At 33.9% G+C, this 12,278-nt stretch carries 13 protein-coding genes; 7 read left to right on the top strand and 6 right to left on the bottom strand.

Features of this window, described 5'->3' with window-relative positions; translation table 11 throughout:
* Nucleotides 1-7 precede the first annotated feature (7 nt).
* Nucleotides 8-577, bottom strand: a complete 570-nt coding sequence (gene purN / locus ACEN2F_RS08165; RefSeq protein ID WP_441737777.1) for a phosphoribosylglycinamide formyltransferase — start codon at nt 575-577, stop codon at nt 8-10.
* A gap of 176 nt (nt 578-753) precedes the next feature.
* Between purN and ACEN2F_RS08160 the strand changes: the two genes are divergently transcribed.
* The 6 genes from ACEN2F_RS08160 (at nt 754) to ACEN2F_RS08135 (ending at nt 6,139) form a co-directional block, all read left to right on the top strand.
* The gene (locus ACEN2F_RS08160; RefSeq protein ID WP_007137004.1) at nt 754-990 is read left to right on the top strand and encodes an acyl carrier protein; all 237 of its coding nucleotides are present in this window, start codon (nt 754-756) and stop codon (nt 988-990) included.
* 179 nt (nt 991-1,169) lie between these two features.
* A complete protein-coding gene (gene fabF, locus ACEN2F_RS08155; protein ID WP_441737775.1) occupies nt 1,170-2,423 on the top strand; it encodes a beta-ketoacyl-ACP synthase II in 1,254 nt (417 codons plus the stop codon).
* 6 nt (nt 2,424-2,429) lie between these two features.
* Nucleotides 2,430-3,170, top strand: coding sequence for a ribonuclease III family protein (locus ACEN2F_RS08150; protein WP_441737773.1), 741 nt, complete (start codon nt 2,430-2,432; stop codon nt 3,168-3,170).
* A 113-nt stretch (nt 3,171-3,283) separates the two neighbouring features.
* Nucleotides 3,284-3,772 carry an IPExxxVDY family protein gene (locus ACEN2F_RS08145; RefSeq protein WP_441737771.1) on the top strand — a complete coding sequence of 163 codons (489 nt, stop codon included), beginning with the start codon at nt 3,284-3,286 and terminating at the stop codon, nt 3,770-3,772.
* A 4-nt stretch (nt 3,773-3,776) separates the two neighbouring features.
* Nucleotides 3,777-5,207 (top strand): pyruvate kinase, encoded by a 1,431-nt coding sequence (gene pyk / locus ACEN2F_RS08140; protein WP_441737769.1) that lies wholly within the window; start codon nt 3,777-3,779, stop codon nt 5,205-5,207.
* Nucleotides 5,208-5,365: 158 nt separating this feature from the next.
* Nucleotides 5,366-6,139 carry a Bax inhibitor-1/YccA family protein gene (locus ACEN2F_RS08135; RefSeq protein ID WP_441737768.1) on the top strand — a complete coding sequence of 258 codons (774 nt, stop codon included), beginning with the start codon at nt 5,366-5,368 and terminating at the stop codon, nt 6,137-6,139.
* A gap of 55 nt (nt 6,140-6,194) precedes the next feature.
* Here ACEN2F_RS08135 and ACEN2F_RS08130 read toward each other — a convergent pair whose 3' ends face one another.
* The 3 genes from ACEN2F_RS08130 to ACEN2F_RS08120 all read right to left on the bottom strand — a co-directional run bounded on the left by ACEN2F_RS08130 (nt 6,195) and on the right by ACEN2F_RS08120 (nt 10,427).
* Entirely contained in the window at nt 6,195-6,710 is a 516-nt protein-coding gene (locus ACEN2F_RS08130; RefSeq protein ID WP_441737766.1) for a PAS domain-containing protein, read from the bottom strand.
* Nucleotides 6,711-6,804: 94 nt separating this feature from the next.
* Nucleotides 6,805-7,878: a DNA polymerase IV gene (gene dinB / locus ACEN2F_RS08125; RefSeq protein ID WP_441737764.1), complete on the bottom strand. Its 1,074-nt coding sequence runs from the start codon at nt 7,876-7,878 to the stop codon at nt 6,805-6,807.
* 407 nt (nt 7,879-8,285) lie between these two features.
* A complete protein-coding gene (locus tag ACEN2F_RS08120; RefSeq protein ID WP_441737762.1) occupies nt 8,286-10,427 on the bottom strand; it encodes a recombinase in 2,142 nt (713 codons plus the stop codon).
* A gap of 334 nt (nt 10,428-10,761) precedes the next feature.
* Here ACEN2F_RS08120 and ACEN2F_RS08115 point away from each other — a divergent pair, with 334 nt between their 5' ends.
* A complete protein-coding gene (locus ACEN2F_RS08115) occupies nt 10,762-11,229 on the top strand; it encodes a CYTH domain-containing protein (RefSeq protein ID WP_441737761.1) in 468 nt (155 codons plus the stop codon).
* Nucleotide 11,230: 1 nt separating this feature from the next.
* Here the strand turns inward: ACEN2F_RS08115 and ACEN2F_RS08110 are convergent, their stop codons facing one another.
* Together ACEN2F_RS08110 and ACEN2F_RS08105 are read right to left on the bottom strand one after the other, a co-directional pair.
* Entirely contained in the window at nt 11,231-11,713 is a 483-nt protein-coding gene (locus ACEN2F_RS08110; protein ID WP_441737759.1) for a septal ring lytic transglycosylase RlpA family protein, read from the bottom strand.
* A gap of 81 nt (nt 11,714-11,794) precedes the next feature.
* Nucleotides 11,795-12,229, bottom strand: coding sequence for a hypothetical protein (locus ACEN2F_RS08105; protein WP_441737757.1), 435 nt, complete (start codon nt 12,227-12,229; stop codon nt 11,795-11,797).
* Between the last annotated feature and the right edge of the window lie 49 nt (nt 12,230-12,278).

Here is a 12,278-nt window from a genome sequence, read left to right as displayed (position 1 = left end):
TATAAAGTTAGAGATTAGCATTTAACAATTTTTCAATGACTTCTGGAAAGTGTTTTTGTTCTAATTCATGAATTTTACGAGCCACTTCTTCCGCACTTTCATCACCGGATAAAACAATATTTTGTTGAAAAATAATAGTTCCTTCATCATAATTTTCATTTACAAAATGAATGGTAATTCCGGTTTCTTTCTCTTTATTTTCAACTATTGCTTTATGAATATTCATTCCATACATTCCTTTACCACCGTACTTGGGTAACAATGCAGGATGAATGTTTATGATCTTATTTGAATATGCGGCAATGATGTTTTTGGGTAATTTTAATAAAAACCCTGCTAAAACAATCAGATCAGGCTGAATTGAATTTAATTTTTGCAATACTTCACCTACAATAAGTTGTTCTTTATTAAAAATATTTGTTGATACGCCATGATTTTTCGCCTTGTCTAGCACCTTGGCAATTGAACTATTTGCAAAGACTGCTTGAACAGTCGCAACTTCGGATTTTGCAAAATACTTTATGATATTTTCAGCATTAGTACCCGATCCAGAAGCAAAAACTACTATTTTTTTCATAAATTCAATTCTTTTAATTGTGCAAAAAAAGGAATAAAAAATGAAAATAAATAACATTGTGATCCCTTTGTTAAAATAAATTTCATAATTTAGATGACACATTTATTAACTAAATAGTTGTTTTCAAATAAAGTTTTTTATTTTTGCCAACAAATTAAATTCTAAAATTAAAGATTATGTCAGACATTGCATCAAGAGTAAAAGCGATTATCGTAGACAAATTAGGTGTTGACGAAAACGAAGTTGTAACAGAAGCAAGCTTCACTAATGATTTAGGAGCTGACTCATTAGACACTGTTGAGCTTATTATGGAATTCGAAAAAGAATTTGATATTCAAATTCCAGACGATCAAGCAGAAAACATCGCTACTGTAGGTCAAGCAATCTCTTACATCGAGGAAGCTAAAAAATAATAAAGACACACCCGTTTGCAGAATTGTAAACGGGTGTTATTATTTTTTTAAATTAAATTCGGGATTGAATTTCAATCAAAAATATATTTACTGTAATACCCATGGCTCTTTTGTACGAATAATACGCTGAAGATAGCATGGGTTTTATTTGTTTAAAGATAACAAAAAATAAAGAATCTATGGTATTAAGACGAGTTGTTGTTACAGGTTTAGGCGCTCTTACACCTATTGGAAATAACATTGAAGAGTATTGGAATGGGCTCATTACCGGCGTTAGTGGAGCGGCGCCAATAACTTATTTTGATGCCTCAAAATTTAAGACTCAATTTGCTTGCGAATTGAAAAATTTTAAAGCGGAAGATTTCTTAGACAGGAAAGAGGCCAGAAAAATGGATCGCTACGCGCAATATGCAATGGTTGCCTCTGATGAAGCCGTTGTTGATGCTGGTTTCAATTATGAAAAATTAGATAAAGACAGAGTAGGTGTTATTTGGGGTTCAGGAATTGGCGGATTAGAAACATTTCAAATTGAAATGATAAACTTTTCAGCTGGAGATGGTACACCAAAATTTAATCCTTTCTTTATTCCAAAAATGATCTCCGATATTGCTGGTGGTCATATTTCTATAAAATATGGGTTCAGAGGACCAAACTTCACGACGGTATCTGCTTGCGCTTCCTCAACAAACGCTATTATTGACGCTTTCAACTATATTCGATTAGGTCACGCAGATGCAATGGTAACCGGAGGCTCAGAAGCTGCCGTTACTATAGCAGGCATGGGAGGTTTTAACGCCATGCATGCATTATCGACAAGAAATGATGATCCAAAAACTGCTTCAAGACCAATGGACAAAGACCGAGATGGTTTCATCTTAGGTGAAGGAGCTGGAGCATTAGTACTTGAAGAATACGAACATGCAGTTGCCCGTGGAGCAAAAATTTATTGCGAAATAGGTGGTGGCGGTATGTCAGCTGATGCCTATCATATCACAGCTCCGCATCCTGAAGGACTAGGCGCTAAAAACGTGATGCTAAACTGTTTAAGAGACGCTGGATTACAAGCTAGCGATGTTGACGGTGTAAATATGCACGGTACATCAACGCCGCTTGGGGACATGGCCGAATCAAAAGCAATTTTACATGTTTTTGGTGAACACGCTTACACGATGAATTTAAATTCAACTAAATCCATGACTGGCCATTTACTTGGTGCAGCTGGAGCAGTGGAAACAATTTCATCGATACTTTCTTTAAAACACGGACTGGTTCCCCCAACCATCAATCATTTTACAGATGATGAGAACATAGATGCTAAACTCAACTTTACGTTCAATAAAGCTCAAAAAAGAGAAATGAATGTGGTGATGAGCAATACATTTGGTTTTGGAGGTCACAATGCCTGTGTATTAGTAAAAAAATTAGAAATCTAATTATAAATGCGTATAATTAGAAAAATATTTTCAAGATCCCGTTCTCCAGAAGACGGGATTTTTTTTGATTCTATCGAGAAAATTTTAGGATTTGCCCCTTTAAATCTTGATCTCTACAAAAAAGCATTTACCCACCGTTCTTCCAATCGGTTAGACGCTTTAGGAAACCCCATCAATTACGAACGGTTAGAATTTTTAGGTGATGCTATGCTAAGCTCAGTTATTGCAGCTCATTTATTTGATAAGGCACCCGCAGGAGATGAAGGTTATCTAACAAAAATGCGTTCAAAAATTGTCAGCAGAGAACATTTGAACGAATTAGGCAAAGATTTAAATTTAGTACAACACATCAAAAGCAAAGTGCCATTACAGCATTTTGGCGAAAATATTCATGGAAATATATTCGAATCATTAGTAGGAGCAATTTACTTAGACCGAGGCTACGTATACTGCGAAAAATTTATTCAAAAAAGAGTTGTCGTTCCTTATGTAGATATTGCAAGACTCGAAGGTAAAGTAATCAGCTACAAAAGTCTGATTATAGAATGGTGTCAAAAAGAGAAAAAAATATTTCATTATGATATTTTTGAAGACAATGCTATTGATGGCCAACGTCTTTTTGGTGTGAAATTGAGCATCGACGATAAAGTGATTGCTAAAGCCAGAGCAACCTCAAAAAAGAAAGCAGAAGAAAAAGCATCCCAACGCGCTTATTTTGTATTTCAAGAAAAAATGAATAGAAAATAAATTAAAATGCACAAAACTATATCGTTTTCGTTTATAAATTAACAAAAACATCGCATCTCGAACGGTAGATACTTCAATAGAAATACTATATTTACAGGATATTTTTTCACAAAATGGCGAATCACAAGCTTGATCTTGGCGAATTTGACGAAATAGATTACTACCTTTTTGCGATTCATACTTCCTTGGAAGACTATCGATTGGCGTTTTTTATTAATCAAATCTTGCCCATAAATTTGAGTAAAAGTAAAAATGAAATTCAAATTAATATCAAAGAAGGAGAAACAAGTTTTTCTCGATTTTATTATGACGATATCGAAAGTGGCTTGTCTTGGAATTTGATTCAAAATAAAAATGAGGTTATTCAATATAACAAAATAAATAACCAAAATCTATTTTCAAACATACACATGGAGGTTTCAGTAAAAGTTTTTTTACTTCCCGAATTCAAAAAAGTAGATTACTTTTTAAAAATAGAAAACAATAACGATACCGTAAACGGATCTAAAATACAACTACTATTAAATACCATAAACAGTATATCGGCTGTTTATATAGTAGATACAAACAAAATAAAATCTAAAAACAATTTAATTTTTTAATACAATGCTTACAAACAAAAAAACTAAAATTGTAGCCACACTTGGGCCTGCATGCAGTACAAGAGAGATCATAAAAGACATGATTGAAGCTGGTGTAAATGTGTTCCGAGTAAACTTCTCACATGCTGACTACAATGATGTAAAAGAAAAAATAAGCCTTATCCGAGGATTAAACGAAGAGTTTGGTTATACAACAGCAATCCTTGGTGATTTACAAGGTCCAAAACTTCGAGTAGGAGTTATGGAAGAGGGTGTAGTAGTTCACGATGGAGATTTAATAACATTTACTACTGCCGAAGATATTCTTGGAACTGCGAAGAAAGTTTTTATGAAATATCAAAACTTTCCAAATGATGTAAATCCTGGAGAGAGAATTTTACTTGATGACGGTAAACTGATCTTCGAAATCGTTGAAACCGATAAAAAATCAGAAGTAATTGCAAGAGTCATTCAAGGTGGCGAATTGAAATCTAAGAAAGGGGTAAACTTACCAAATACAAAAATATCTTTACCAGCAATGACTGAAAAAGATATTGCTGATGCCATATTTGCTATTGGTCAAAACGTGGATTGGATGGCATTATCTTTTGTAAAAACACCTCAAGATTTACAAGAATTACAAGAATTAATTGCCAAACACTCTGATCATAAAATACCAATTATTGCTAAAATTGAAATGCCTGAAGCATTAGAAAATATTGACAAAATTGTTGCTTATTGTGACGGATTGATGGTTGCTCGTGGGGATTTAGGCGTAGAACTTCCAGCTCATGAAGTACCACTAGTTCAAAAAGAATTGATTAGACGTGCTAAAACAGCTCGTATACCTGTTATCGTTGCTACACAAATGATGGAAACAATGATCACTTCACTTACACCAACTCGTGCTGAAGTTAATGATGTTGCGAACTCTGTTATGGATGGCGCAGATGCTGTAATGCTTTCTGGAGAAACAGCAACTGGAAATTACCCGGTTCAGGTAATTCAAAAAATGACTCAAATCATCGAAGCGGTTGAAGATTCACCGCTCATTCATGTACCACAAAACACACCACAGATAAAAACAAAACGTTTTATAACTAAAACAATTTGTCACCACGCAGCAACGATGGCTAATGTAATTAAAGCAAAAGCAATCTGTACATTAACAAATAGTGGATATACTGCTTTCCAGATTTCTGCTTGGAGACCAAATGCACATATTCTAGTATTTACCTCAAACAAAAGAATCCTAACGCAACTTAACCTATTGTGGGGAGTAAAATCTTTTATGTACACTAAGGACGTAAGTACAGATGATACCGTGACAGACATAAACGAAATTGTAAAACAAAAAGGTTTTGTACAAAAAGGTGATTTTGTTATCAACTTAGCAGCAATGCCAATAAAGGAAAAAGGAATGGTAAATACCTTGAGAGTTTCTGAAATAGAATAGTTAAAACTACTTTTCTAGTGATCCGTCTTGTTTCGTTACTAAACGAAATAAGACGGATTTTTTAATATTACAACGGATCAAATTAAAAAATAACAGTCTACTTGAACAATTTTTGCCAAATAAAATTTATATTTGGAAAACAAATCACCCGATGAATTATGAGTTTAAATTCTAAAAATCCATTTCTAAACAATAAAACATTTTCGACAACGGCAGTTTCTAAAAAGGACGAAGTACATCAAGCTACCATAATAGATTACAACCAAGACATGACTTTGTCAGGAACCATTAATAAAAGTTTAATTTTATTTTTACTTCTTTTGGCTTCAGCTATCGTAGTTTGGTGGTTGGCTTTTAATGGGATGAATCCAATTGCTTTGACAATTGGAGGTGCAGTAATTGGACTTATTCTAGTTGTGATAGCAGCTTTCAAACCACAATACGCTCCCTTTCTAGCACCTGGTTACGCCTTGTTTGAAGGACTGTTTATTGGTGGTATCTCAGCAATTTTCGAAGCTAAGTATCCTGGAATTGTTATACAAGCAGTTGGAGCAACTTTTGTAACTTTTATAGTTTGCTTGGGATTGTATAAATATAAAATTGTAAAAGTAACAGAACAATTCAAATCCGTTGTTGTGGCAGCAACATTAGCAATCGCCACCTATTATGTTCTCTCATGGGTGTTTTCGATGTTTACCAGTTTTGTTCCCGTACATTATGGGAACTCACTAATGAGTATCGGAATTAGTATTTTTGTGATTGTAATTGCTGCTTTAAATTTATTTTTAGATTTTGATCGAATCGAAAAAGGCGTAGCACAAAAAATGCCAAAATTCATGGAATGGTATGGCGCCATGGGACTAATGATTACTTTAGTGTGGTTGTATATCGAATTTTTAAGGTTACTTTCAAAATTAAATAGTAAAAACTAAATTCAATCGTTTTTTATAAGAGAAAACCTTTCCAAATTGGAAAGGTTTTCTTTTTTTAGGCTGCTTTCTCGAAAGCGATATAATGACTTAACTGACCTTTGCTGTTAAAAACAGGAAATCCTTTGATCAGACAAACGTAAACATCGCCATTTTTTTTATAATTCAATACTGTTTTTTCAAAAGCCTCCTGACCAATTATCGCATTACGAATTTCACTTGACGTACTCAGATTAGTAACCTTACCCTGAAACATCTTTGGACTTTTTCCCAACACCTCTGCTTCTTCATACCCATTCATCTTTTTGATATTATGGGAGGCAAAAACAATTTTCAAATTGCTATCAGTAACGATTATCACTTCTTCTTTAAGGCTACTTTTTAAATCCCAATTATTATGAATCCACTTATTTTGTAGAGCAATTGTATTCAGTCTGTTCAAATCCAAGAAAAAATTCTTGACTGAAATCAAAAATTCATCATGAAAATCCCATGAGTACACAGGAACAGTCTTGATCGTTAATCTCTTGTTATACATTGCAATAGCCTCTTCATATTCTCTAAGATCCTTCATACTAAATTAATTTAAAGGATCAAATGTAATTTTATTTACACCGAAATAATAAAAATTATCTAACTTTAACCATTGTTGAACTTGATTCCCTTTTTTAAAAATCAAATTTTAATTGTACAACGACAAATTTTCTCTCCTCTGTATTTAAATTATTTAAGGAAATACCGAGCAAACGAACAGAATTTTTCATACGCTCCTGATACAACAACTCTTTTACAACCTCTAGAATCATTCCTTTACCAGAAATAAAATAAGGCAATGTTTTGCTTCTGGTTTGTTGTGTGAAATCGCTATACTTAATTTTTAAGGTGATTGTTTTTCCAGCCACGTTCTTTTTCTTTAATCTTCTTTCTAAAATATCAGCAATGAGATCCAGTTGTTCCATCATAAAAATTTCTGAGGAAAGGTTAGTATCAAAAGTATGTTCTGCAGCTACTGATTTAGATATTCGATTCGATTTTACTTCACTATTATGAACTCCGCGGACCACATTAAAATAAAAAATCCCTGACTTTCCAAAATGTCGCTCTAGAAAATCTACCGATTTACTTTTTAAATCCTTTCCTGTAAAAATACCTAGTTGGTACATTTTCTCGGTAGTAACTTTGCCTACTCCATGAAATTTCCGAATGGCTAATTCTTCCATAAACGAAGTAACATCTTCTGGATTAACTGTTTTTTGACCGTTGGGTTTGTTATAATCACTGGCAATTTTAGCGACAAACTTATTGACGGAAATGCCTGCTGAGGCCGTCAAGCCCACTTCATTGTAAATACGTTGTCTTATTTCTTGTGCTAATAAAGTAGCGCTGGGATTCCCTTTCTTGTTAATTGTCACATCTAAATAGGCTTCATCTAAGGACAATGGCTCAACCAAATCTGTGTATTCATAAAAAATTTTTTGGATTTTACTCGAGATTTCTTTGTACCGTTCGAATCGTGGTTTAACAAAAATAAGTTCGGGACAATTTTTTTTAGCCATAACACCGCTGCTTGCGCTCTTCACTCCAAATTTTCTGGCCTCATAACTAGCTGCTGCTACCACACCACGGTTTTCTGAACCTCCTACCGCAATGGGTTTCCCGCGCAATAATGGATTATCCATTTGCTCAACCGAAGCGTAGAATGCATCCATATCCACATGTATAATTTTTCTGTTTGGAATCATTTTGTCCAGCGAAATTATTTAAATCAGAATTAATATCTATTTTTCTTGAACATCGAAAGAATTTAGAAAAAAATCTTCAAACGCAATTTACCTTGCGATTGGCAAATTTACAACATAAATTGTTTAGAGGTATTTGCTACGACTAGCACGCTATAATCAAATTTATAATTTTGATTTACAAGTACCATATTTCTATTTATACTAACAACAAGAGTAAATCTTGCAGATAAAACAAATCATACAACTAGTTGTAGATTATATATTGCAGCACTAAAATCCAACAAACCTACACGAGTCTCTAGGAACAAATCCTGATTGCATTACCATTTTCTATTAAGTACTGCACAACTAATCGTTTAGTACAAGTCAAACACCACGCTTAATTTCTTTCTAAAAATCATCTATTTTCATTCGCCTTTGCCTTCTGATGTCAAATAATTGACAATAACATCTGACTTCTTTTTATTTTCTGTTGGAAAAAAGAAACTAATGGGTCTATGTTTAAAATGATTCCAGATTGAAGCAGCTATGAATCGCAATTCAAATAGTGAAATGGCCCGAGAGCGGAGCGCCAATCCCAACGAAAGACTAAAACTAACTATAAAATTCACTACACCAATCACTCCAATCCCAAAAATACCCCAAAAAAGCATTGATTCACTCACTTGATAATTTGCTCCATATAAGCCTAAGGCAAGATTCCCACTAGCAAAAGTAATATGCCTAATATCAAGATTCAAGCCCAAAAACAAACCTACTGAAGCGGTACTACCCATAAAAACACCAAACCAAAAATTAGAAATAATTCCAGCTCCTTTTTTTTCATACAGTTGCGCTAACTTTAAAGTACGCGTTTTTCCTAAACTTCTTTTTAGAATAGGATGTTCCGTTATCCGGAAAAAAACCTGATTGTGCTTATCTCTGTTGGCAACGCTTCCTGAAATAATCCCAGATAAAAACAGAAAAACTCCAGCAATTGCCGCATGAAAAATAGCTGGTGAATGAATTGGACTAATATCAATAAGCAACGTCTCCCATTTAGTTGCCGCAATATTATACTGAAATGCGTAATCAATTAGCCAAATTCCAAGTAATGATACCGGAAAAGCCATAATCACATTCCCCACAAAAGCAATAAACTGGGACCGGAACACTCGAGCAAAAAGAATAGCAAAAGCTTCATATTTCTCTGCTTCTTTTCCTTGTTTGACAACCCCTTTTTGTAAAGCTTTTATCAAAGCCGCAGCAGTCATTGCCGGTTGCTTTGTAGCCAAAGTAAATCCCAAAAGATAAATAGCGATAAATCCAAAGGCATAATTCATACTATACAAAAAAGCATGCCCAAAAAAACTGGTGTCTGCCTTAGAAAGCAAAACCTTAATAATACACAATATGCCCACAATTAGGCCACCTCCTAATGCAGTACGGAACATTTTAAAATATTCTTTACGGCTTTCTGTGATGTATTGCTCTCCCGTTTTAGCCGTGTGCTGTGTTATTTCATACGAAATCAACTGTGTACTTTCGGCAATGAATTTCCTAACATTGTTCTTGTAGCAATTGAACTTTATCAAACGAAGCGCTAAAATAATTCCATTGTTTTTTTTATCGCTTTCCTTTCCAACGATAAGCAACGGGATTAAAAATTTAAGTCGCTCTAATTGCTGTCTGATTTTAAGTAAGTTCTGATTTACCCGCAGTGAAATCCCGTACTTAGAACTGTTGTGAAAAGCTCTATCTACAAATTCCTCACATTGCTTGTGCAATACCATCAGCTGTGAATAGGACAAATTATCGGGAGTGATAAAATGCTTTTCGGAACTCCTGACATAATCTTCCATTTGAAATAGTTCCTTTTCAAAAGCTGAAAAAGGACTTTCAAAATCATCAAATTCAGGTACCATTTTGATCACATCTGTTTCCATCGCGCGTCCGCTGATGCGTTGTGTAATTAAGTGCATGGATACTAAAACTTCAGATAAAACCGAGTAAGGAGCCACACTGTCATAAATAGACTTGAACTTTAAGAGTTTGTATAATTCCTCCAATTGCTCTTGTGGAATCTTTCTAACCCAAATTCCGTCATTTGCTAGATAAAAAACCTGATTAAGAATGTATTCTAAAGTGTCTTTTTGGGGTTGATAAGGTAAAAACTTAGCGAAAATTCTTTTTTTGACCTCAAACAAAAAATCCACATCTTGCAAAATTGCCGCATCTGATAGGATTTTATTAAATTTGACGTCTTTTAAAATTTCTTTCAGATAAATGGAGAATTGTTTCTTACACGCATAATTTTCCTTCAAGAAAGTAATAATGCGCTGTAAATCGACTGTTGTTGCTTTTTTTGTTTGTGCAGGACGAATCAACCGAATCAATTCAATCAACGGCTCTAATTTGTCTTCCACGTCCCGCCAAGATTCTGCTTCACCAAAGAATTCCGTAAGTACTCCAATTGGGGTTGGCTTGTATTTATTTTTAAAAAATGGTTTAATCAACTTTGTCTGTTTTGCTGTAAAAATACGAACAGACCGATGAATTTTCGTTACCATAAAGTTAAAATTGTCGTTTTAGCTTACGACATTAATCCAAGATTTTTATCTATTATTCCAACAATCTGAAAATACTAAAGCGTATTTACAATTAAAGAAGATCCAATTTTGACCAAGTCATTGAAACCAAAAAAAGTAAATTAATCAATACCTTTGTTTGCTGGGAATAGCCCAGATAGAAATGGAAATCTTCGAATGAAAAAAACTATTTTTTCTTGTAAAAAAAGAGCGACCTAAGAAGCTCCTTTTTTTACATTGAAAAAAAGTTTTATGATTGAGAAATTGTAATGCATAGCTGGAAATGGCTCCAAAAACTAATTAAATTCCGATTGAAATGATAGAAATAGAAAGAAAGTTTTTAGTCAAAGATGACTCGTTTAAGGCATTTGCCTTTACACAAAATCACATTGCGCAAGGATACTTGAACTCAGCCCCAGAGCGTGCAGTGCGGGTGCGGATCAAAGGAGACAAGGGCTTTTTGACTGTAAAGGGAATTTCTAATGACAGTGGGACGTCCCGTTTTGAATGGGAAAAAGAAATTCCCGTAGCTGATGCGCAACAATTATTACTTTTGTGTGAAAAAGGAGTAATTGACAAAACGCGTTTTGAAATAAAAATAGCGAATCACATCTTTGAAGTAGACGAATTTCATGGTGAAAACCAAGGACTTATTGTGGCTGAGGTTGAGCTGCAGTCAGAAAACGAATCTTTTGAAAAACCAAATTGGTTGGACAAAGAAGTTACGGGTGATACTCGTTATTACAATTCCTACTTGAGCAATAATCCTTTTAGAAATTGGTAATCTAATTACTCAATACCGCTATTGTTACCTGCAACCCGCCGCTATTTTTATTAGCTGCAATATCCATAAATGCCCGTTTAGAAAGGTCAATTTCTCTTGATTTGACAAATGGACCTCTATCAGTAATTTCTACAATTACGGACTTGCCATTTTTTTCATTGGTCACTTTTACTTTGGTTCCAAAGGGCAATTTTTTGTGTGCCGCGGTATATTTATTGTTGTCAAATTTGGTTCCGCTAGTAGTACGTCTGCCATTAAATTTATCTGCGTAATAGGATGCGTGAGCGGCTTTCTTGTAAATTTTAAATTTATCTAAAGAAGAGATCAAAGAATCTAGTTTTTTATCTTCCAGCTCGATTGCTGCTCGACTTTTTTTGATGGTATCTTTTTGTGTACTTGCTTTTTGTCTTTCGGTGGTAGAACTTTGGCTGCTGGCAAAGGTGATTATTGCCAACAAAAAAAAGAATGTTATTGATTTTTTCATTTATGTTTTTTTAGTTAAATCTATTTTACAAAAACCATACCTAGATAAAAAAAGCTCTATTTCTAGAGCTTAAAAGGTTTTTTAAAACCATAATTTCCATGGGATTCGGCTCAAAATAAGCACTAAACCTAAACCATAATAAATAGAAAATGTCTTAAATTTAGATTCACTTGTGATTAATTTTTTATGTTTTGACCAACCTATTGTAATCAAAACTATTGCTATTATATTGATCAAAGGATGCTCTAAAGCTAATAATCTGCTTTCTGTCGTTAACCCGCCCATTCCAACGGCTTTTATCATATTTAATCCATTAGGAGACACAAAGTATAAAATGATACCCACTAATAATTGTGTGTGAATTCCGATTAATGCAAAGAGAGCAATTTTTCTGTCTTTGGCAGTAAATTCTTTTTTAGAAAACATCCCAATCAAGGAATTAACAACGGCAACCACTAATACTAAAAGCGCCAGATAAGCCCAGCCTGAATGGAATTTTTGAATAAAATCGTACATAAAAAATATTTTTGTTTTAACAAATATAAGAAAAAAAGGCATAAAAAAA

This window comes from Flavobacterium sp. W20_MBD1_R3 (assembly GCF_052119725.1).
Lineage (GTDB): Bacteria > Bacteroidota > Bacteroidia > Flavobacteriales > Flavobacteriaceae > Flavobacterium.
Note: the sequence above shows the minus strand (reverse complement) of the source record. Positions and strands in the feature narration are given on the sequence as shown.

Excerpts from the sequence above, each read along its gene's own strand:
- ACEN2F_RS08160 (WP_007137004.1), top strand. The coding sequence starts at position 754 with ATGTCAGACATTGCATCAAGAGTAAAAGCGATTATCGTAGACAAATTA.
- pyk (WP_441737769.1), top strand. The coding sequence starts at position 3,777 with ATGCTTACAAACAAAAAAACTAAAATTGTAGCCACACTTGGGCCTGCA.
- dinB (WP_441737764.1), bottom strand. The coding sequence starts at position 7,878 with ATGATTCCAAACAGAAAAATTATACATGTGGATATGGATGCATTCTAC.
- ACEN2F_RS08105 (WP_441737757.1), bottom strand. The coding sequence starts at position 12,229 with ATGTACGATTTTATTCAAAAATTCCATTCAGGCTGGGCTTATCTGGCG.
- ACEN2F_RS08120 (WP_441737762.1), bottom strand. The coding sequence starts at position 10,427 with ATGGTAACGAAAATTCATCGGTCTGTTCGTATTTTTACAGCAAAACAG.
- purN (WP_441737777.1), bottom strand. The coding sequence starts at position 577 with ATGAAAAAAATAGTAGTTTTTGCTTCTGGATCGGGTACTAATGCTGAA.
- ACEN2F_RS08130 (WP_441737766.1), bottom strand. The coding sequence starts at position 6,710 with ATGAAGGATCTTAGAGAATATGAAGAGGCTATTGCAATGTATAACAAG.
- ACEN2F_RS08150 (WP_441737773.1), top strand. The coding sequence starts at position 2,430 with ATGCGTATAATTAGAAAAATATTTTCAAGATCCCGTTCTCCAGAAGAC.
- ACEN2F_RS08110 (WP_441737759.1), bottom strand. The coding sequence starts at position 11,713 with ATGAAAAAATCAATAACATTCTTTTTTTTGTTGGCAATAATCACCTTT.
- ACEN2F_RS08135 (WP_441737768.1), top strand. The coding sequence starts at position 5,366 with ATGAGTTTAAATTCTAAAAATCCATTTCTAAACAATAAAACATTTTCG.
- ACEN2F_RS08115 (WP_441737761.1), top strand. The coding sequence starts at position 10,762 with ATGATAGAAATAGAAAGAAAGTTTTTAGTCAAAGATGACTCGTTTAAG.
- fabF (WP_441737775.1), top strand. The coding sequence starts at position 1,170 with ATGGTATTAAGACGAGTTGTTGTTACAGGTTTAGGCGCTCTTACACCT.
- ACEN2F_RS08145 (WP_441737771.1), top strand. The coding sequence starts at position 3,284 with ATGGCGAATCACAAGCTTGATCTTGGCGAATTTGACGAAATAGATTAC.